The sequence below is a fragment of the Roseomonas sp. TF40 genome (assembly GCF_057219975.1).
This window is the reverse complement of record NZ_JBXVVR010000010.1, coordinates 77,646-96,625: the sequence shown is the minus strand read 5'-3', so window position 1 is coordinate 96,625 and position 18,980 is coordinate 77,646. Positions and strand designations below refer to the sequence as shown.

General features: G+C 70.3%; 18 protein-coding genes and 1 riboswitch. Of the genes, 3 read left to right on the top strand and 15 right to left on the bottom strand.

The window, feature by feature from the left end:
• Positions 1–2: 2 nt before the first annotated feature.
• The 4 genes from AC2D9U_RS22290 to AC2D9U_RS22275 form a co-directional block, all read right to left on the bottom strand.
• On the bottom strand, positions 3–419 hold the full coding sequence (locus AC2D9U_RS22290) for an MnhB domain-containing protein (RefSeq protein WP_484753340.1): 417 nt from the start codon (positions 417–419) through the stop codon (positions 3–5).
• Positions 420–423: 4 nt separating this feature from the next.
• A complete protein-coding gene (gene mbhE / locus AC2D9U_RS22285) occupies positions 424–2,742 on the bottom strand; it encodes a hydrogen gas-evolving membrane-bound hydrogenase subunit E (RefSeq protein WP_484753339.1) in 2,319 nt (772 codons plus the stop codon).
• 252 nt (positions 2,743–2,994) lie between these two features.
• Entirely contained in the window at positions 2,995–3,552 is a 558-nt protein-coding gene (locus AC2D9U_RS22280) for a phosphonate degradation HD-domain oxygenase (protein WP_484753337.1), read from the bottom strand.
• A gap of 126 nt (positions 3,553–3,678) precedes the next feature.
• Positions 3,679–4,581, bottom strand: a complete 903-nt coding sequence (locus AC2D9U_RS22275; RefSeq protein WP_484753335.1) for a PHP domain-containing protein — start codon at positions 4,579–4,581, stop codon at positions 3,679–3,681.
• Positions 4,582–4,741: 160 nt separating this feature from the next.
• Here AC2D9U_RS22275 and AC2D9U_RS22270 point away from each other — a divergent pair, with 160 nt between their 5' ends.
• Complete coding sequence (locus tag AC2D9U_RS22270; protein WP_484753333.1) at positions 4,742–5,698, top strand: LysR substrate-binding domain-containing protein; 957 nt, start codon at positions 4,742–4,744, stop codon at positions 5,696–5,698.
• A 231-nt stretch (positions 5,699–5,929) separates the two neighbouring features.
• Here AC2D9U_RS22270 and AC2D9U_RS22265 read toward each other — a convergent pair whose 3' ends face one another.
• The 4 genes from AC2D9U_RS22265 to modA form a co-directional block, all read right to left on the bottom strand.
• Entirely contained in the window at positions 5,930–6,253 is a 324-nt protein-coding gene (locus AC2D9U_RS22265; protein WP_484753331.1) for a winged helix-turn-helix domain-containing protein, read from the bottom strand.
• 70 nt (positions 6,254–6,323) lie between these two features.
• On the bottom strand, positions 6,324–7,451 hold the full coding sequence (gene modC, locus AC2D9U_RS22260; protein ID WP_484753328.1) for a molybdenum ABC transporter ATP-binding protein: 1,128 nt from the start codon (positions 7,449–7,451) through the stop codon (positions 6,324–6,326).
• On the bottom strand, positions 7,451–8,143 hold the full coding sequence (gene modB, locus AC2D9U_RS22255; RefSeq protein WP_484753327.1) for a molybdate ABC transporter permease subunit: 693 nt from the start codon (positions 8,141–8,143) through the stop codon (positions 7,451–7,453). The genes modC and modB overlap by 1 nt, the downstream gene beginning before the upstream one ends.
• Positions 8,140–8,928, bottom strand: a complete 789-nt coding sequence (gene modA / locus AC2D9U_RS22250; RefSeq protein WP_484753325.1) for a molybdate ABC transporter substrate-binding protein — start codon at positions 8,926–8,928, stop codon at positions 8,140–8,142. Before modA ends, modB begins: the two co-directional genes overlap by 4 nt.
• A 336-nt stretch (positions 8,929–9,264) precedes the next feature.
• Here modA and AC2D9U_RS22245 point away from each other — a divergent pair, with 336 nt between their 5' ends.
• Positions 9,265–10,695 carry a sensor histidine kinase gene (locus AC2D9U_RS22245; protein WP_484753323.1) on the top strand — a complete coding sequence of 477 codons (1,431 nt, stop codon included), beginning with the start codon at positions 9,265–9,267 and terminating at the stop codon, positions 10,693–10,695.
• Positions 10,692–12,026 (top strand): sigma-54-dependent transcriptional regulator, encoded by a 1,335-nt coding sequence (locus AC2D9U_RS22240; RefSeq protein WP_484753321.1) that lies wholly within the window; start codon positions 10,692–10,694, stop codon positions 12,024–12,026. Before AC2D9U_RS22245 ends, AC2D9U_RS22240 begins: the two co-directional genes overlap by 4 nt.
• A 216-nt stretch (positions 12,027–12,242) precedes the next feature.
• Here the strand turns inward: AC2D9U_RS22240 and AC2D9U_RS22235 are convergent, their stop codons facing one another.
• The 7 genes from AC2D9U_RS22235 to AC2D9U_RS22205 all read right to left on the bottom strand — a co-directional run bounded on the left by AC2D9U_RS22235 (position 12,243) and on the right by AC2D9U_RS22205 (position 18,979).
• Positions 12,243–13,505, bottom strand: a complete 1,263-nt coding sequence (locus tag AC2D9U_RS22235; protein ID WP_484753319.1) for a D-amino acid dehydrogenase — start codon at positions 13,503–13,505, stop codon at positions 12,243–12,245.
• A 136-nt stretch (positions 13,506–13,641) separates the two neighbouring features.
• A riboswitch (glycine riboswitch) is annotated at positions 13,642–13,741 on the bottom strand.
• 37 nt (positions 13,742–13,778) lie between these two features.
• The gene (panC, locus tag AC2D9U_RS22230; RefSeq protein ID WP_484753317.1) at positions 13,779–14,633 is read right to left on the bottom strand and encodes a pantoate--beta-alanine ligase; all 855 of its coding nucleotides are present in this window, start codon (positions 14,631–14,633) and stop codon (positions 13,779–13,781) included.
• A 7-nt stretch (positions 14,634–14,640) separates the two neighbouring features.
• The gene (locus AC2D9U_RS22225) at positions 14,641–15,600 is read right to left on the bottom strand and encodes a tripartite tricarboxylate transporter substrate-binding protein (protein WP_484753315.1); all 960 of its coding nucleotides are present in this window, start codon (positions 15,598–15,600) and stop codon (positions 14,641–14,643) included.
• Between the two features lie 68 nt (positions 15,601–15,668).
• On the bottom strand, positions 15,669–16,517 hold the full coding sequence (locus AC2D9U_RS22220; protein ID WP_484753313.1) for a 3-oxoadipate:acetyl-CoA acetyltransferase: 849 nt from the start codon (positions 16,515–16,517) through the stop codon (positions 15,669–15,671).
• Positions 16,518–16,530: 13 nt separating this feature from the next.
• A complete protein-coding gene (locus AC2D9U_RS22215; protein ID WP_484753311.1) occupies positions 16,531–17,244 on the bottom strand; it encodes an ABC transporter ATP-binding protein in 714 nt (237 codons plus the stop codon).
• Positions 17,241–17,990: an ABC transporter ATP-binding protein gene (locus AC2D9U_RS22210; protein WP_484753309.1), complete on the bottom strand. Its 750-nt coding sequence runs from the start codon at positions 17,988–17,990 to the stop codon at positions 17,241–17,243. The genes AC2D9U_RS22215 and AC2D9U_RS22210 overlap by 4 nt, the downstream gene beginning before the upstream one ends.
• The gene (locus AC2D9U_RS22205) at positions 17,987–18,979 is read right to left on the bottom strand and encodes a branched-chain amino acid ABC transporter permease (protein ID WP_484753307.1); all 993 of its coding nucleotides are present in this window, start codon (positions 18,977–18,979) and stop codon (positions 17,987–17,989) included. Before AC2D9U_RS22205 ends, AC2D9U_RS22210 begins: the two co-directional genes overlap by 4 nt.
• Position 18,980 lies beyond the last annotated feature (1 nt).

Below are 18,980 nucleotides of genomic sequence, written 5' to 3'. Positions count from 1 at the left end.
GCCTACTCCTCAGCCACCAGCGCGAAGGCCATCGCGGTGATCGTGCCAATGACGACGAAATAGACCCCTACGTCGAAGACGAAGGCGGTGTTGAGCGGCAGCGTCACCGGCAGATCCGCGAACCACCAGCGATGCGTCAGGTAGCCCGCAGCAGGATCGATCCAGGCGAGCAAACCGCTGCTCAGCGCCAACAGCAGCCCTACGCCGCACCAGGCTGCGGGCGGGGCGGCCATCACCCGCAGGGCGGAGGCCTGCCCGCGGGCAATGGCATGGAAGACGAGCCCAGAGGCGGCGACGAGCCCGCCAACGAAACCACCGCCCGGCGCGTTGTGGCCCCGCAGCAGCAGGTAGAGCGAAACGAGCACGGGAATCCAAAGCAACATCGGCGCCGAGACACGCAGGATCAGCGAAGCATGCATCGGATCAGGCCCCCGTTCGCAGGTTACGGCCGACGCCACGCAGCAGCGCCAGGACGGAGAAGGCAGCGATGGCAAGGACTGCGATCTCACCGAGCGTGTCGAGCGCGCGGAAATCCACCAGGATCACGTTCACCACGTTCCGCCCGTGCCCCGCCGGCACGCTCTGTGCCCCGAACCAAGCACCCAGGCTGGAGTCGAAGGGCGCGGCGAGCACCGCGAGCAGCATCAGCCCAACGCAGAGGCCGAGCATGCCCGCCACGCCAGCGTCACCTGCTCGCTGCCGCCCGCTGCGCGCATCCCGCGTGCGCAGCGGCAGGCGAATGAGGACGGTGGCGAGGATGACCACCAGCAGCACTTCGACGCTGAACTGTGTCAGGGCAACGTCCGGTGCGCCGAAGGTCAGGAAGACGATGGCGGTGCCGAAGCCCACGAGGCCCATGGCCATCACCGCCGCGAACAGTCCGCGGGCCAGCGCAGTGGCAACCGCGCCGAGCGCGATGAGCAGGAAGGCGAGGGCGCGGGGATCGACCGGCGCGGCCTCAGGCAGCGCGAGGCCACCGCGAGCGACCATCACGGCCAGCGGTGCGAGCGCCGCGACCAGCAGGAGCATGCGCATGTAGCCGCGAAGGCTGCCGTGCTGGACCGAACGTGTGGTGCTCTCCGCCCCGGCGACCAGCCCGGCCAGCGCCCGATCATAGGCCGCGGTCGGGCCGAAGCGGTCGAGCGGCTCTGCGCGCCGCAGTCTGGGGCCGAGCCGTGCCCAGACGGCCAGGATGAGCGCGCCGAGAGCGACGGTCGCCACGCTCAGTGCCAGGACCGGCGTGAAGCCGTGCCACAGCTTCAAAGCGACATCAGCCGGCCGCCCGAGGATCGCCGCGACTGCGCCATCCACAAGCCAGGCGCCCAGCACCGAAGGCGCAGCCCCCGCCAACAAGCCGAGCACGGCGAGAAGTACCGGTCCGGCCAGCATGGATTTCGGCGGGTCATGGGGCTGCGTCGGGGTCGCGCGGAGTGGGCCGAAGAACAGGCGCCAGGAGAGCAGACCCGCGATGGCGACCTGCGCTGCATTGACGAGGAAGCCGACGCTCGCGACCACGCCCGCAAGGCCGCCGGCAGCGAGCTTCGCCTCGTAGACGATCTCCTTGGCGACGAAGCCGACAAAGGGCGGGAGCCCCGCCATCGAGAAGGCGGCAAGGACAGCGGCCAGCGCCGTGACCGGCATGGCACGGCCGAGTCCGCCGAGGGCAGTGGCGTCGCGCGTACCCGTCTCGTGGTCCACGATACCGGCGATCAGGAACAACGCCGCCTTGTAGAGTGCGTGGACGATCAGGAAAGTGACGGCAGCCGTCGCGGAGAGTTCAGGCGCCAGGCCGATCAGCAGCGTCAGCGTGCCCAGCGCGGTCACCGTGGTCCAGGCCAGCACGCGCTTCAGGTCGGTCTCGCGCAGCGCCATCAGCGCCCCGGTTGCCGCGGTGAGCAGCCCTGCCCAGGTCAGTAACTCCTGCCAGAGCACGACCTCCTGATAAACCGGGTTGAGCCGCGCCAGCAGGTAGATGCCCAGTTTCACCATTGTGGCCGAGTGCAGATAGGCGCTCACGGGCGTCGGCGCGGCCATCGCGTTCGGTAGCCAGAAATGGAAGGGGAACTGTGCCGACTTCGTGAAGCAGCCCAGCACGACCAGCAACATGGCCGGCACTGAGAACGGATGCGCCAGCACGGACTCGCGCGCAGCGATGATCCCAGAGAGGCTGGTCGTGCCGGCGGCGATGGAAACGAGGACAAGGCCTGCAAGCAGCGCGAGCCCGCCGCTGCCGGTCACAAGCAGCGCCTGCAGTGCGGCTTTGCGCGCCCCCGGCTTCTCGTGGTCGTAACCGACCAGGAAGAAGGAGGCCAGGCTCGTCAACTCCCAGAACACGAAGAGGGTCACGACGTCGTCGGCGGTCACCGCGCCGAGCATTGCGGTCATGAACATCAGCAGCAGGACGAGGAGGCGGCGCAGGCGTGGATCGCCCTGCAGGTAGCGGCCGGCGTAGAGCAGCACGAGCGCACCGATGCCGGCGATCAGCAGAACGAAGACAAGCGAGAGACCATCGAGCCTGAGCCCGCCGGCGACGCCGAGCGAAGGTATCGCCCAGAACGGCACGGCAAGCGCCTGGTGCGCGACAACCTGCCCCGACATGCCGACGTAGACGGCGAGGCAGCCCAAGGCGCTCAGCGCCGCAAGGCGCGCGGCAAGGGAGGGCCGACACAGCAGGACGCCGACTGCGCCCGCAAGGCCGATGACAAGCGGCAATACCAGAGGGTGGAGGGGCAGCGCATCCATGGCCCGCCCTCCGCAAGCGGCGTGCCATCTGTCGTCGTTCGGCGGGCCCGCGGAGTCCGCGACAAATCGCAAGCGGCGCGTCCGGCGGACGTTCGCGATGACGGACGGAGCGGCAGCGTGGCGTTCGGATTCGCGAACACGCCGCGGCTCCCTGTTACACGGTCATCAGGCCTGCGGCGGGACGAGGCCAGGGTCGCGTATGCAGCCCCCCTGCCCCTTCAGGCTGACGATCCGTTCTGCACGCGGCGCGATTTAGGCCCTCAGGCTTCGGGCCACTGCGGGCAGGAAATGCGCGACGGGCGGGGTCTGCAGCCCCTTCACCTTGGCCTGTTCGTCATAGCGTCGCAGCTGCACCGCGGCGGCACAGTGCGGCAGTGCCTCGAAGGCTCGCACCTCCTCGGTCGACATGGGACCGCCCTGCAGCGCCAGGCTCTTCACGCTGTCGGGCGAGAGCTTGGCGAAATAATCTGCCTCCACGGCACAGAGATAGCGCTTTGCGGCGACATGCAGTCGCACCGGCTCGGTGACCTCGGGCCCGAAATGGTTGATCAGCCAGGCGTGGCCCAACTCCTCGTGCCGATCGTCGATGCCAGCGTCGGCCGGGTTCTCACCCAGATCGTGCACCATGTGGCCGATGTCATGCAGCAGGGCCGCAGTAATCATTGCGTCACCCTTCCCCTCGCGCTCCGCCAACCAGGCGCCTTGCAGCGCGTGCTGCTGCTGGTTGATCAGCGTGAGCCCGTATTGGCCATTGGCCTTCTGCTCCAGCAGATGGCGGATCTCCGCAAGGATGGCGGCGGCTTGGGTCATGGGCGTTTCCTTCAGGCAGTCACGGAGGGGGGGCGGGTGGACGTCACCGCCCATCATGGCATTATTCTACTTATCGTCCAGCTATAATAGATATGATCTATGTTGGCGCCTCCGTGGCTTTATGCCTCACGCGAAGAAGTACGGATTGGACCAGGCGCGGCGGCCTTGGGCATCGGCGACCACGACGCGGGCGAAGCCGCCCTGCCGCAGCTTCGACAGCGGCAGGCTGACCCGTGTCTGCAGGGGCGTGACGGACTGTGCCGCGCACGAGCCATGGCCGAGTACCATCACGCTCATCGCCGGCGAGCATTGCACCTCGACGCTGTCCCGACCCCACGAAATGCCGTCGATCCGAGGCCCCTGCGTGGCGTAGAAGTGTCCGGCCTTGAGCGCGGCCAACAGCGTATCCGGCTCATTCTCCGTAGCCTTCACCATGACCCAGGCGCCAAACCAGTCGGGGCAGTGGAAATGTGCGTCATCCACCGCGATCAGGCTGATGCGCCGTCCCTCCGCCAGCAACTGGTCTGCCAGATAGCTGCCATCGCCGCGATCGGTGCGCAGCTGGGTCGTGTGATTGTAGATCTCGACCGCGTGCGCGCCGGCGAGCGTGTTCGCATCGGCGGCGGAGAGCGCGTACCAGCCTGGATGCGCGATGCCCACGAAGGCCCCTGCGGCAACGCAGCGGGCGGCGAGCTCGGCGCCCGTCTCGCGGGGCCCGGTCGGCGCGAAGTCCAAGGGCAGGCCGACCGCAAGGATGTGCCAGATCTCACCGAGCGAAGTCGCGGGGGCGTGCACCTCCGCGCCCAGCAGCGTGGTGAAGCCGACGCCGCGGAAGGGGCGGGTATCGACGATCGGGAAGCCGAACTTCGGCAGGAAGTGGTCGGTCAGCGCGAGGAAATCATAGCCACCGTCACGATATGTGGCGCAAACCTCAGCGGGGCTGAGGCGTGCGTCGGAGACGTTGGAGTGGGTGTGGATGTTGCCCTTGAGGAAACGGCCGGGCGCGGCGAAGGTTGGATCGGTCTGCATGGCGCACTCCGCGACGGGTCTGGGCGTGGGGTCCGGATCTCGGCTTTCAGGCGATAACCGGCCTATCATAGAATAATGCTATGATCTGCCGCCAATCATACGATATTTTTCAAGAGGATGAATGACACATCGATGATGTCCGGATGTTCGATTCGCGAAGATGCCTGACGCTCCGCAAAGCGGTGGCCCGGGCAGGGAGATGGTGGGCGAGCGGCGTGAGGGCCGCATCAGCCTGACGGCGCTGCGCTGTTTCGTCGCGGTTGCCGAGGGCGGCAGCCTGTCCCGAGCGGCCGAGCATCTCGGCCTGAGCCAGCCAACCGTCTCGGTCACCCTGGCGGGGCTGGAGCGCGCCTGCGGCACGTTGCTGCTGTATCGTCGGCCGCGCCTGCGGCTCACCGATGCGGGTCGTGACCTGCTGGTGCGGGCGCGGCTGGTCTTGAGTCGCATGCAGGAACTGGAGACTGCGCTGGGCGACCGCCGAAGGCTCAGCCATGGCAGCCTCGCGGTCGGCTTCTCGACCCCCTTCTTCGCCATGCCGATGATCTCGGCCTTCCTGCGGGATCACCCGGGCGTGGCCTTGCGCACGCGCCTGGGCAACACGGCAGGACTGCTCGAGGCGCTGGCCGAGTGCGAGATCGAGGTTGCGGTGATGACGCTCCTCGAACCCGTCGAGGGCATGGCCTGCACCCGGCTGGCCGACCAGCGCCTGGTGGCCTGCATGAGGCGGGGCGAGGCGCCGCGCAGCATCACCTTGGCGCAGGTCGCGGCGGGGCCACTGGTGCTGCGCGAGCCGGGCTCGATGACCCGCCTCATGCTCGAACGCGCCATGGCATCGCACAACCTCGCGCCGCAGGTCCGGCTGGAGGTCGGAAATCGGGAGGCAGCGCGCGAGGCGATCGCCGCCGGTATCGGCATCGGCGTGGTGCTGGACGGGGAACTCGGAGAGGATGCCCGCCTGGTGGGCGTACCGATCGATGCCACCGACATCCACGGCGGCGTCTATGCGGTGGCCTTGCCTGAATCCCTCGACCTGCCCGCAGTCGCGGCCTTCATCGCCCTAGGCAGTGGCGGCGCCGATGGGCGGCCTGCCGCACCTTCGGCGCCGCTTCAGGGGTAATGAGTCCCGGCGCAGGAAGTTCCGACCTGCGACCCGCAGGGCCGAGTACGCGATGGCGTGCCGCGGCCCCTGCCGCGAAGCCGAGGAGCACGGATGCGGTCTGCCCGGCGCATGAGCGACAAGAAGGTGAAACCTTCATGCGCTTGGCATGATGCGGGACGCCGGAGATCCTGCCCCGCGGCTGGACCCGCCCGTCGGTCGCCCGCCGGCGAAGCCTTTCCGCGCTGCGACTCAGCCCTTCGTCCGCCGTGCCAGAGCGGCGAGGCGCGGTTCTGTCGCCTGCTGCGCGGCGCGCTCAATGGCGCGATAATCCGCCACGAGGCCGCGTCCGGCATCGGTCAGCGTGGCGCCGCCCCCCCGGGCGCCGCCCGTGCTGGCGGCCACGACCGCAACGCCCAGAAGCCTGTTCATCGCATCCACCAGATCCCAGGCGCGCTTGTAGCTCATCCCAAGCGCCCGTCCGGCAGCGGAGATCGATCCTTCGCGGTCGATCGCTTCCAGCAGATCAATCTTTCCCGGCCCGATCCGCCCCCGCGGCAGGTCGATGCGCAGCACGAGTTGACCGGCCTCGATCGGCTCCGGATGGGCCTTGCGACTCATGGAGCGCCCCTGCCCCTCAGCCCCGTCACCGCAATGGCTCCTCTTCGTCTGGCATGGCGCCACCCTCGCGGGCGACCACGCGGTGATCGAAGGTCACCGCCTTGGCCAGCGCCCACAGCGCCATCCCCGGGCGCAGCTGCAGCCGCGCCACGCTGGCGCGGGTGATGCGCGCCAGCAGCACGGTAGGCCCTGCGGCGAGACGCAGGAATACCTCGCCCGGCTCATTGCCATCATCGATCGCCACCAGCGTCACCGCCAGGATGTTCTGCGTGGAGATGCCGCGCGGTGGCTCGGTCGCCACGGCCACGTCACGCGCGCGCAGCCGCACGCGCAGTCGCGTGCCGGGGGGGCCCGGTCGTGCGGTGGTCACCAGCTCACCGCCAGGGAATCCCAGCGTGGCAAGCCCCTCCGCCATGCGCTGCACGGTGCAGGGGATCAGCACACCGGCGTCACGCCGCGCCGCGAGCGGCAGGTCGGTACGTGCGGTCAGCGCCTCGACGCTGCCCTGGGCGCGCACCCGGCCTTCCTCAAGCAGCACAAGCCGGTCGGCCAGCGCATCCACCTCGTCCAGCGCATGGGTGACGTAGAGGATCGGGATGCGTGCAACATCGCGCATCCGCGCCAGGAAGGGCAGCACTTCGTTGCGTCGTGCCGCATCCAGCGCCGCGAGCGGCTCATCCATCAGCAACAGGCGCGGGCGGCAGAGCAGTGCACGGCCGAGCGCGACGCGTTGCCGTTCCCCGCCCGAAAGCCGACCGGGCCGGCGTTGCAGCAAGCCAGAGATGCCCAGGAGTTCCACCACCTCCGCGAAGCCTGGCCCCACCGCGTCAGGCGGTGCGCGCTTCAACCCGTAGCGCAGGTTGCTCTCCACACTCAGATGCGGGAACAGGCGCGCCTCCTGGAACACCAGGGCGCAGCGGCGACGCTCCGGGGCGATGCAGATGCGCCGCGCCGTATCGAGCAGCGCTACGCCATCCAGCGTGATGCGCCCTTCATCGGGCCGCAGCAGCCCGGCGACCGCGGCAAGGACGCTGGATTTGCCACAGCCCGAGGGACCGAACAGCGCCGTCACGCCATCCGTGGCCGCGCTGAACGCCGCGTCCAGGGCGAAGCCATGCGTTCCGAAGCGATGCCGCAGTGCCACCTCCAGCATCAGCTGCGGCCCAGCAGCAGGTGCATGCGCCGCGCGATCACTTCGGCCAGCAGCAGGCCCGAGATTGCCAGGGCAAAGGAAACCAGGGCGAGGCGCGCCGCGGTGGCCTCTCCTCCCGGACTTTGCGTTGCACTGTAGATCGCCAGCGGCAGGGTCTGGGTCTCGCCCGGAATATTGGAGGCGAAGGTGATCACGGCGCCGAACTCGCCAAGCCCCGCCGCGAAGGCCGTGACCGCGCCGGCGAGGATGCCAGGCGACATCAACGGCAGGGTCACGGTGAAGAAGCGGTCGATGGGTCCCGCGCCGAGGGTCCGCGCCGCCGCCTCCAGCCCCGGATCGACATGCTCGAGTCCGAGACGCACGGCGCGCACGATGAGCGGGAAGGACATCACCGCGGTGGCCAGCGCCGCCCCGTCAGTCGTGAATACCAGCCGCACGCCGAACCACTCATGCAGCGGCGCCCCGATCGGCCCGCGGATACCGAACAGCATCAACAGCCCCCAGCCCACCACCACCGGCGGCACGACCAGCGGCAGATGGACCAGCGCATCCAGCAGCGCACGGCCCGGGAAACGATAGCGCGTCAGTATCCAGGCGACAGCGATCGCAGGCAGCAGCGACCCGAGCACCGAGCGCGTCGCGACCTCCAGGCTGAGGCGGACCGCCTGCCACTCCTCTCCCGAAAGGATCACCGTGGCAAGGTGAAGCCGAAGCGCTGCCAGGTTGGCATGGCCTCGGTGCTGGTGAGAAAGTTGAGGAGCGCGCGTGCCGGGGCGTTGCCCTCCGCGCGCCGGGTAAGGGCGAAGGGATAGGTGATTGCCTCATGGCTTTCGCCGGGAAAGGTGCCGATCACGCGCACGCCCGGGCTGGCGGCCGCATCGGTCGCATAGACGATGCCGAGCGGCGCTTCGCCGCGCTCGACCAGCAGCAGCGCGGTGCGGACATTGTCGGCGCGTGCGAGACGCGGCGCCAGCGCCTCCCACTGCCCGAGCCAGGTCAGCGCCGCCTGGGCGTAGCGCCCTGCCGGCACATGCGCGGGATCTCCTGTGGCGATGCGGCCCCGTGGGCCGAGCAAGGCGACAAGGTCGGCGCCGCGCGCCAGGGTCACAGGCCGCGCCGCAGGGGCTGGCGCCACCAGCACCAGCGAATTGCCGAGCGGGGAGGTCCGCGTCGCGTTGGCCAGCAGGTTGCGCGCCTGCAGATAGTCTGCCCAGGCCTCGTCGGCGGACATGAAAAGATCGGCCGGTGCGCCCTGTTCGATCTGCCGCGCCAGGGTGGAAGAGGCCGCGAAGGAGAAGCGCGGCGCGACATGGCCGCGCGCCGCCCACTGGGCGCCCAAGTCGCGCAGTGCATCCGTCAGGCTGGCCGCGGCAAAGACGGTTACGGCCTCCTGTCCCCTGCCCTGGGCGCGCGACACCCCCATGCTGCCGAAGACGATCGCCGCAGCGACGGCAGACAGGACAGTGCGACGACGCATCCCGGATCTCCCGACAACGTTGTATCCAACTGGACATAGCGCCCGAGCGCCGGCGCGTCCATCACCCCGGCTTGTGCGCGAACGCCGCCTCAGGACTCGGGCCCGGGCGGACCCGCTTACGCCGCACGCGACGGACGGATCCCCTCCAGGGTCCCTTGCTTGGACATGCCGCGGGCATGCTCCTCGGACAACCCAGCGGCTGCGGCGAGGCTGACCCCGGGCGGGCCTCACATGCCGGCTCAGATATCGCGGTGGTAGCGCGATCGCAGGTCAGGCGTTGCTCTGCAGGCCGGCATCCGTTCACAAGGGGGCGTTCCGCAGGTTCGCATGGTGCCGATGTCTGTCCACGCCTATCCCGACGCCTCCACGCGACAGCGCGCCGGCATGCTGCCTTCGGCGCTGCGTCTGCCGGCGGCCGCCGGCGTGATCGTTTTCGCGGTCGCAGTCGGTACGACACAGCTTGCCCTTCAGGTCACGAACCGCGAGGCCGACCGCAGGCTGGTACAGCTTGGTGAGGTCTATCTGGACGGCCTGGCGGCGAGCGTGCGGGCTGGCCTAGAGGCCCGCGACGGTGCCTATGTGGCGGCGCGCATGGCCCGCGCCTTTGCCGAGCAGCGTGGTGTCGCCGAACAAACCCTCTTCGCCTTCACCCCGGATGGCGACCTGCTGGCGCAGCACGGCGACCCCACGAAATCCGCCGCGGTCGCCAAGGCCCTCGGTGCCGGCTCCTGGCGCCTGGATCCCGGCACGGGCACCGCCTGGGTCAGCCGCGCGGTGGAAGGGAGCGAGGGGCCGGCCGGGCGCGTCGTCGCCGCACTCGACGTGTCACCGATCCTGGCTGCGCGCGCACGGTTGGCCTGGGGCATCGTGCTGCTGGACCTGCTACTCGCTGGCTTCGCCGCGCTGCTGACCTGGGCGGTGATGCGACGCCTGGGTCGCCCGCTTCGTGTCCTGGTACAGGCCCTGTCCGACGCCGCGCGGCAGGCCCCGGTGCCGCTGCCGGAGGCGGTCCTGACGCAGGCCGACCCGCGCAGCGCGGCCGTGCTGCGCGCCTACAACCATATGGCCGAGGGGATGCGGGAACGAGAAAGGCTGAGCGCCGCGCTGACGGAGCGCGAACAGGCCGCTGCGCTGGGGCGGCTCGCCGCGACGATAGCCCATGAGGTGCGCAATCCGCTGGGCGGTCTTGCCACCGCCGTCTCCACCCTACGGCGCTTCGGGGACGCGCCGGAGGTGCGCGAGGAATCCCTCGCCTTCCTCGACCGTGGCATCGCGGCGCTCGACCGCATCGTGACCAGCACGCTCAATCTCTATCGTGCGGAGGAGGACCGGCCGTTGCTGCGCTCCGACCTGGAGGATCTGGGCCACCTCGCCCGCCCCGCTGCAGCGCGCAGGAACGTTGGACTCCTGCTCCTGCTCGATTTGCCGGATGGTGAGATCGCCCCAGGTGCGGGCGGGGTACGCCAGGTACTGCTGAACCTTCTTCTGAACGCCTGCGAAGCCACGCCACCGGGCGGCACGGTGGAACTGCGTGCACACCGCGAAGCTGATGCACTGATCTGCGAGATCGCCGACGCCGGCCCAGGTATCGATCCGGCCCAGGCGCAACGGCTGACTGGCGGGAGCGGCTCGGCGCCGCCCAAAGGCCTCGGCCTAGGCGTGGTGGTCGGGCTGCTTGGTACACTCGACGCCCGAGCTTCCGTGACGGAGCGTCCGGGCGGCGGCACCATGATTCGTCTCGCCATCCCGGTGAGTGCGCGCGCATGAGCGGCCCGAAGGTGATTCTTCTTGTGGAGGACGACCCGGTGCTCGGCCCCGCCCTGGTCCAGCGGCTCCGGCTGGAGGGCTATCGTCCGCGCCTCGCGACAAGCGGCGCCGAGGCCCTGCGTGAGGCGGGCGCGCTGCGCCCCGATGCGGTGGTCAGCGATATCCGCTTGCCCGACATGTCAGGCGAGGAGGTGTACCGCCGCCTCGTCGGCGATTGCGGGGCCATGCCGGCATTCTTCATGACGGCCTACGGGGAGGTGCAGCAGGCCGTACGCCTGGTCCGTGCTGGGGCGCGCGACTATCTCACCAAGCCGGTGGATGTGGATCGGCTGATGGCGGAACTCGGCGCGGCGCTCGCGGGGCCGCCACCCGCTTCGGATCCAGGGGAGCTACCGCCGCTCGGCGTTTCGGCCGCCATGCGCGCGGTGGAGACGACACTCCGCAAGGCGGCGCGGGTGGACATGTCCGTGGTCCTGACCGGGGAAACCGGTGTTGGCAAGGAAGTCGCCGCGCGGCTGCTGCACGCTGCTTCGGCACGTCGCGCGCATCCCTTCGTTGCCGTCAACTGTGCTGCAATACCGCGTGATCTGGCCGAGAGCACGCTGTTCGGGCATGAGCGCGGCGCCTTCACAGGGGCGGTTGCGCGCAAGATTGGCGTCATGGAGCGGGCGGGCGCAGGGACGCTGCTGCTCGATGAGGTCGCTGAATTGTCGCCCGAGCTGCAGGCAAAACTGCTCCGCCTGCTCCAGGAGCGCAGCTTCCTGCCGGTTGGCGCTACCGCGGAGCGCCCTTTCGCGGCACGCATTGTCGCGGCCACGCATGCCGATCTGGCGACCCGTGTGCGGCAGGGCCTGTTCCGGGAGGATCTGTTCTATCGACTCAACGTCCTTACCGTGTCGATACCCCCGCTCCGCCAGCGGCCCGAGGATGTGCCAGGCCTCTCGGCACGGCTGCTGGCCGAAACGCTCGCCCGCTTCGGGCTCGGACCGCGCCGCCTGGGCGAAGCGGCGTTGGCCGCACTCTCGGTGCATGATTGGCCTGGGAATGTTCGTGAGTTGCGCAATCGCATCGAACGTGCCGTTGCGCTCAGCGAGGATGAGGAACTGAGGCCCGAGGAATTGTTTCCTGAGGGCGTGCTGGATCCTCCTGCCGACCAACGCGCGGGGTCTCTAGAGGATGCGTTGGACGAGGCAGCGCGGCAGGCGATCGAGGATGCGCTCCGGCATACGGCTGGCAGCCGATCCGAGGCTGCGCGCCTGCTCGGTGTCTCGCGGACGACCCTGTGGAAGCGAATGCGCGACCTGGGGCTGACCGGTGAAGGATCCGCGTGAAGTATCGTGCGCACGGGCGCGTCCGGTGGAAGGCTCAGCAGGAGGTCCTTCTGTTCCTCCGCATCCATTACCTGCTCATCGCGACGACACGTTCCAATCGCACCGAGGTGGTGTGATACCCAGCGCACGATCGCCAAGACAGATGGGAAGGGCCGACCTACATGGTAGGTCGGCCGTGCGCAAACGTTTACGGTACGTGACGCTGGCGGCGTGCCGCTACGCGTTCGCGCGCGCCCCCACCAGCGCGGCCACCGCATCGGCCGTTGCGGCGGAGAGCGTCCAGCCCAGATGCCCGTGGCCGGTGTTGTAGAACACCCGCGGGCTGCGTCCGCGCGCCACGCGCGGCATCATGTCCGGCATCATCGGCCGCAGGCCTGCCCAGGGCACCGCGTGGCGCGTGCTCATGCCCGGGAAATGCGCGCGGCACCAGGCGACGAGCGGGGCGATGCGCTCGGCGCGGATGTCGCGGTTGTAGCCGTTGAACTCGGCCGTGCCCGCCACGCGGAACCGCCGCGCGCCGAGCCGGCTGGTGACGATCTTCGCCTTGTCGTCGAGCAGGCTGACCCAGGGCGCGGCGGCCTGGTCGGCCGGGTCGTCGAGCTGCACGGTGATGGAGTAGCCCTTCACCGGATAGACATTGATCCGGTCGCCCAGCGCCTCGCCCAGCCGGCGGGACATCACCCCCCCGCAGACCACGACCTTGTCGAAGCGGTGCGTCTCACGCGGGTGCGGCGCGCCATCGGCCGTCGGCTCGGTCGAGCGGCACACCACCGCGACGCCCTGCGCGCCCGCATCGGCGGCGAGCACCTCCGTTGAATAGCGCATCGTCACGCCGTGCCGCGCGCAGGCCAGCGCGAGCCCGTTGGTGAATTTGTGGATGTCGCCGGTGAAGTCGGATGGCGTGTAGAAGCCGCCATAGATGTCGCCCTGCAGCGCCGGCTCAATCGAGCGGATCTCGGCGGGCGTGACCGCGCGGCGCTCGAGCCCGCCCTTGGCGAGCAGCGCCGTGACGCGCGCGGCCGCGTCGAACTCCGCCTTGGTCGCGTAGAAATGCAGGATGCCGCGATCCTCGGCGTCGAAGTCGATGCCCTCTTCCTCGGCCATGCGGCGCAGATGCTGGCGCGCCTCGATCGCCAGGCGCGCGGTGGTGATCGTGTTCTCCTCGTGGCGCGGGATCGCGGCGACGAACTCCGCCATCCAGGAGAGCTTGTGCCAGGAGGGCTTCGGGCTCACCAGCAGGGGGGCACCGGGCGAGACCATCCACTTCAGGCCCTTCAGCACGGTGGACCAGCTGTTCCAGACCTCGGCATTCGAGGCCGAGAGCTGTCCGCCATTGGCGAAGGACGTCTCCATCGCCGCATAGGGGTGGCGGTCGAAGACCGTCACCGCATGGCCGCGGCGGGCCAGGTTGTAGGCGGTTGTGATGCCGGTGATGCCGGCGCCGATCACGGCGACCGAATCGCGTTCAGAACGGGACATGCGCATTCTCCTCCCGCGCGCCCCGCGCGGGTTCGAATGCCCCCTCTGTCATTGGCCTGAGAGCATCATCGTGCCCCCTCGCGGGGCAGCGACTTACACCGTCGGCGGGAGCGGCTGCTCCACTTTCCAGAGTTCCAGTTTCAGCGCGGTACGTGAGCCTGAGAGTTTCCGGGGCGGTTGCTCCTTCGGCGCCACACCGGCCGCGATGCCGATGCGGACTCTCCCGCAAAATCTTCATGCCGACGATGCGGCATGCACGTCAAGCGGATTGCGTCATGCCATCGTGTCCGACAGAGCGATGTTGTCGAGAAGACGCACCGTGCCGAGCCGTGCGGCCGCGAGCAGCCGCATCGGTGTGGCCGGCATCATCGCCTCCAGCGGGCGCAGCGTCTCGGCCGCGACCAGCGCGAGATAGTCGGGCGCGAAGCCGGCATGACGCAGCGCGGCTTCCTCCTCGGCCAGCACGGCGCGCACCGTTCCGCCCGCGCCGATCCGCGCCGCGGCGCGGCGCAGCGCGGCATGAAGCTGTGGCGCGGTCGCACGCTCGGCAGGCGCGAGGAAACGGTTGCGCGAGGAGAGCGCGAGGCCGTCCGGTTCGCGCATCGTCGGCACGGACAGAATGCGGATCGGGATGTCGAGGTCGCGCGCGGCGCGACGCACGACCTGCAATTGCTGCCAGTCCTTCTCGCCGAAGGCGGCGACATCGGCGCCCGTCTGCAGGAAGAGCTTGGTGCAGACCGTGGCGACGCCGGCGAAATGGCCCGGCCGCGCCGCGCCCTCGAAGCCTTCGGAGACGCCGCGCACCTCGACGGAGGTGGCGTTGCCCGCCGGGTACATCGCCTCGACCGTCGGCAGCCAGGCCAGGTCACAACCCGCGCCCCGCAGCTTCGCGAGGTCGCCCGCCTCGTCGCGCGGATAGCGCGCGAGATCCTCATTCGGTCCGAACTGCGTCGGGTTCACGAAGATCGAGGCAATGACGACATCGGCCGCCGCGCGCGCCGCGGCGATCAGCGACAGATGGCCCTCATGCAGCGCGCCCATCGTCGGCACCAGCGCCACGCGCGCCCCATCGGCGCGCCATCGGGCCAGTGCCGCGCGCAACGCCGGGATCGCGCGATGGATCAGCATCGCCGCGTCATTCCGGCCGGATGCCGGTGCGCCGGACGAAGGCGCCCCAGGTCGCCGTCTCCGCCGCCAGCAGGCGCGCCAGCGAGTCCGCGCTGCCTGCCATCGGCTCCGCGCCGATCCGCGCGAAACGCTCGGCGATCGCCGCATCGTCGAGCAGCCGGGTCAGCAGCGCCGATAGCGGGGCGCGCGCCGGCTCCGGCAGGGCGCGCGGCGCGACCATGGCGAACCAGGGGTCCACGGCAAAGCCGGCCACCCCGGCCTCGGCCATCGTCGGCAAGTCCGGGAAGGCGGCGATGCGGCGGGAGGTGGTGACGGCCAGCGCGACGAGCCGGCCGGAGGCGATGTGCGGACCGGCGGAGGTGACGCTGTCGAACATCATGTCCACGCGCCCGGCGACGAGGTCCGTCACCGCCGGTCCCGAACCGCGATAGGGCACATGCTCCAGCGCGAGGCCGGCGAGATCGGCGAAAAGCGCGCCGGCCAGGTGGATGGAGGTGCCGCTGCCGGCGGAGGCGTAGGTCAGCGCGCCCGGCCGCCGGCGGGCCTCGGCGACAAGGTCGCCGACACTGCGCCAGGGCCGTGCCGCGGGAACAACCAGGACGTTCGGCACCACGGCGACCGGTCCGACCGGGACGAAGTCGGCCTCCGCATAGGGCAGGCGCGGATAGAGCGCCGCGTTCACGGCATGGGCGATCGAGACCATCAGCAGCGTATGGCCGTCATTGGCCTGGGCCGCCAGCCCGGTGCCGGTCGTGCCGCCGGCGCCGGGGCGGTTCTCCACCACCACCGGCTGGCCCAGCGCCTCGGCCATCGGGGTGGCGAGCAGGCGCGCCATGGCGTCGATCGCCCCGCCCGGCGGGAAGGGAACGATCAGGCGCAGCGGCCGCTCCGGCCAGGGGCGCGCGGGCTGTGCCAGGGCGGGCAGCGGCAGGCCACCCGCCAGCGCCAGCAGGGTGCGGCGGCGCATCACGGCGTCGCTCTCCCGCTGGCATCCGCCACCAGGGGCGGCGGCGATCCGGACGCAGGAAGGCGCCATCACGCGGCTCTCCGCACCACGATCTGCGGCAGGCCCAGGATCCGGCGCGCGGTCGCGGCGTCTGCCACGGGGCGGCCGGCCTCCGCGGCCAGTTCGGCGGTGCGCCGCACCAGCGCGGCGTTGGAGGGGGCCAGCGTGTGGCGGTCGAGGCGCACGTTGTCCTCGAGCCCGGTGCGCACATGGCCGCCGCGTGCCAGCGCCCAGCGCGCCACGGTGAACTGGTCGCGCCCGATGCCGGCCGCCGTCCAGGTCGCGCCGGGCAGGATCTCGCGCATCAGCCCGAGCTTGAAGTCGAGGATATCCTCGCGCGGCGGCAGGGCGTGCTTCACGCCGAAGACGAACTGCACATGCGGCGGCGGCAGGATCAGCCCTTCGTCCACGAGCATGCGCGTGTTGGTCAGCATGGCGAGGTCGAACACCTCGATCTCCGGCTTCACGCCCAGGTCGCGCATCGTCGTGGCGAGGCTGCGCACGAAGTCGGGCGGGTTCTCATAGACGATGGTGGGGAAGTTCACGCTGCCCGTGGCGAGGCTCGCCATGTCCGGCCGCAGGTGCAGCATCGCGCCGCGGGCCTCCAGCGCGCGGCCGCGGCCGCCGGTGGAGAACTGCACGATGATATCCGGGCAGTGGCGGCGGATGCCCTCCTGGAAGGCGGCGAACTTCGCGGAGTCGCTGCTCGGCGTCTCGTCCTCGTTGCGGACATGCACATGCACCAGGCTGGCGCCGGCCTCGTAGGCGGCGTGGGTGCTCTCGATCTGCTCCGTGACGGTCACGGGCAGGGCCGGGTTGTCCTTCTTGCGCGGCACGGATCCGGTGATCGCGACGGCAATGATGCAGGGGGTGGTCATCGTTTCTCTCCGGTCAGACGCCAAGGCAGCGATGCATGAGGTCCTCGTCGGCGCGCAGCGCCGCGGGCGGGCCGTCGAACACCACCGCGCCCTTCACGAGGATCACGGAGCGGTCCACGAGCGAGAGGATGGAGGCCACCGTCTTGTCGACGACGATGGTCGCGATCCCGGTCTCGCGGATCGCGGCGATCACGCGCCAGATCTCGTCGCGGATCAGCGGCGCCAGGCCCTCGGTCGCCTCGTCCAGGATCAGCAGGCGCGGGTTGGTCATCAGCGCGCGGCCGATGGCCAGCATCTGCTGCTCGCCGCCCGAAAGCTGGTCGCCGCGGTTGGTGAGGCGTTCCTTCAGGCGCGGAAAGGTGTCCAGCACCCGCTCCTCCGTCCAGTGACGCGACCCGTCGACGCCGGGGCGCGCGGCGAGGCGCAGATTCTCCGGCACGGTGAGGCTGGCGAAGACGCCGCGCCCTTCCGGCACCACCGCGATACCGCGGCGGATGCGACGGAACGGCGCCTCACGCGAGATGTCCTCGCCGTCCATCGCCACGCGGCCGCCGCGCAGCGGCAGCAGGCCGAGCATGGTGCGCAGCAGCGTGGTCTTGCCCATGCCGTTGCGCCCCATCAGCCCCACGGCCTCGCCGCGGCGGACGGCGAAATCCACGCCGTGCAGCACCATGCCGGTGCCATAGCCGGCCTTCACGGACCCGGCTTCGAGAATCGCGGTGCTCATGCGGCATGCCCCAGATAGGCGTCGCGCACCGACGCCGCGTTGCGGATGTGATCCGGCGTGCCGTTCTCCAGCACGCGCCCGTCCACCATCACGGTGACCCGGTCGGCCACGGCGAAGACCACGTCCATGTCGTGCTCGATCAGCATCACGGCATGGTCGGCGGCCAGTTCCTTCAGCAGCAGCGCCAGGCGCTCGCTCTCCTCCGGACCCATCCCGGCCAGCGGCTCGTCCAGCAGCAGCACGGTCGGCCCGGCGGCGAGCGCCATCGCGATCTCCAGCTGTCGCAGCTGGCCGTGGCTGAGCGTGCCGGCGGCGCGGTGGGCGGCGGCGCCAAGGCCGACGCGCTCCAGCGCGGCATCCGCCGCCTCGCCCGGCGCGTGCTCCCCGGCCGCCACGGCCAGGTAGCGCCGCAGGGGCGTGAGGCGCGCCTGCGCGGCAAGGCGCACATTCTCGCGCACCGTCATCGGCTTCAGCACGTTGGTGCGCTGGAAGGAGCGCCCGACGCCGGCCCGGGCGAAGCGCCAGGAAGGCCAGTCGCCGACCTCCGCCCCATGCAGCAGCAGCTTGCCGGCGCTCGGCTTCAGCTCGCCGGAGAGCAGGTTGGTCAGCGTGCTCTTGCCGGCACCGTTCGGGCCGATGACGGCGTGCAGCTCGCCCACATGCAGCGCGAGGTTCACCTCGTTCACGGCAACCAGGCCGCCGAAGCGGCGGGTGAGGCCGATGGCCTCCATCGCGGCGATGGTCACGGCGTGGCCTCCTTGGCGGGGGTGGGCGCGGGGACGTGGCGGAAGGCCGGCAGGCGGATGCCCGCCAAGCCGTGCCGCAGGCCGAGCACGACGACGAGGATGACAAGGCCCTCGACCAGGCGCTGGCGCTCGGTGATCAGCTGCGCCGCCTCGCCCAGGCCGACATAGGCGAAGGCACCCAGGATCGGGCCGTGCAGCGCGCCGAGGCCGCCGAGCAGGATCATCAGCAGCGCCTCCGCACTGCGGTGCCAGGCGAGCAGCTCGGGGCTGACGAAGGCCTGCGTCATGCCCCACATGTGCCCGGCCAGCCCGGCCATGGCGCCGGCGATGGTGAAGGCGCCGAGCTGCAGCCAGTAGGTGTCGAAGCCCATCGAGCGCATGCGGTGCTCATTGGCGCGGATGCCGAGCAGCGCGCGGCCGAACATCGTGCGCAGAAGCAGCGCGAGCCCCGCATACATGGCAACGAGCATGCCGAGGTTGAGCAACAGCATCACCGCGGGCCGGTCCTGCCGGGAGACGACCCATTCCAGCCCGAACAGGCTGAAGGAGGGCCGCGTGACGAAGACGCCATCCGCGCCGCCGCCGAGCGGCGTGTCGTGGAAGACGAAGAACAGCATCTGCCCGAAGGCGAGTGTGGTCATCAGGAAGAAGAAGCCGCGCGTGCGCAGCGCCAGCGCACCCACCGCGAAGGCGGCGAGCGCGGCCAGCAGCGCCGCGGCCGGCAGGCTGATCAGCACCGAAGGCGCGGCGCCGAAGGCGCCGAGCAGGTGGATCGCATAGGCGCCGACGCCGAAGAAAGCGGCGTGGCCCAGGCTGACCAGACCCGTCACGCCCACCAGCAGCTGCAGGCTGAGCGCGAACATGGCGAGCACGAGCGCCGTGGAGGCGAGCTCGAGGTAGTAGGCCTCGGCGAAGAGCGGCAGGGCAGCCACCGCGAGCGCGGCGGCGCCGAGCGCCATTGTGCCGTTGCGGCCGGCGACGGTCAGCATG

What these genes read in the sequence shown, in the direction of transcription:
- AC2D9U_RS22290 (WP_484753340.1), bottom strand. Translation starts at nt 419, where the DNA reads ATGCATGCTTCGCTGATCCTGCGTGTCTCGGCGCCGATGTTGCTTTGG.
- mbhE (WP_484753339.1), bottom strand. Translation starts at nt 2,742, where the DNA reads ATGGATGCGCTGCCCCTCCACCCTCTGGTATTGCCGCTTGTCATCGGC.
- AC2D9U_RS22280 (WP_484753337.1), bottom strand. Translation starts at nt 3,552, where the DNA reads ATGACCCAAGCCGCCGCCATCCTTGCGGAGATCCGCCATCTGCTGGAG.
- AC2D9U_RS22275 (WP_484753335.1), bottom strand. Translation starts at nt 4,581, where the DNA reads ATGCAGACCGATCCAACCTTCGCCGCGCCCGGCCGTTTCCTCAAGGGC.
- AC2D9U_RS22270 (WP_484753333.1), top strand. Translation starts at nt 4,742, where the DNA reads ATGCCTGACGCTCCGCAAAGCGGTGGCCCGGGCAGGGAGATGGTGGGC.
- modC (WP_484753328.1), bottom strand. Translation starts at nt 7,451, where the DNA reads ATGCTGGAGGTGGCACTGCGGCATCGCTTCGGAACGCATGGCTTCGCC.
- modA (WP_484753325.1), bottom strand. Translation starts at nt 8,928, where the DNA reads ATGCGTCGTCGCACTGTCCTGTCTGCCGTCGCTGCGGCGATCGTCTTC.
- AC2D9U_RS22245 (WP_484753323.1), top strand. Translation starts at nt 9,265, where the DNA reads ATGTCTGTCCACGCCTATCCCGACGCCTCCACGCGACAGCGCGCCGGC.
- AC2D9U_RS22240 (WP_484753321.1), top strand. Translation starts at nt 10,692, where the DNA reads ATGAGCGGCCCGAAGGTGATTCTTCTTGTGGAGGACGACCCGGTGCTC.
- AC2D9U_RS22235 (WP_484753319.1), bottom strand. Translation starts at nt 13,505, where the DNA reads ATGTCCCGTTCTGAACGCGATTCGGTCGCCGTGATCGGCGCCGGCATC.
- panC (WP_484753317.1), bottom strand. Translation starts at nt 14,633, where the DNA reads ATGCTGATCCATCGCGCGATCCCGGCGTTGCGCGCGGCACTGGCCCGA.
- AC2D9U_RS22225 (WP_484753315.1), bottom strand. Translation starts at nt 15,600, where the DNA reads ATGCGCCGCCGCACCCTGCTGGCGCTGGCGGGTGGCCTGCCGCTGCCC.
- AC2D9U_RS22220 (WP_484753313.1), bottom strand. Translation starts at nt 16,517, where the DNA reads ATGACCACCCCCTGCATCATTGCCGTCGCGATCACCGGATCCGTGCCG.
- AC2D9U_RS22215 (WP_484753311.1), bottom strand. Translation starts at nt 17,244, where the DNA reads ATGAGCACCGCGATTCTCGAAGCCGGGTCCGTGAAGGCCGGCTATGGC.
- AC2D9U_RS22205 (WP_484753307.1), bottom strand. Translation starts at nt 18,979, where the DNA reads ATGCTGACCGTCGCCGGCCGCAACGGCACAATGGCGCTCGGCGCCGCC.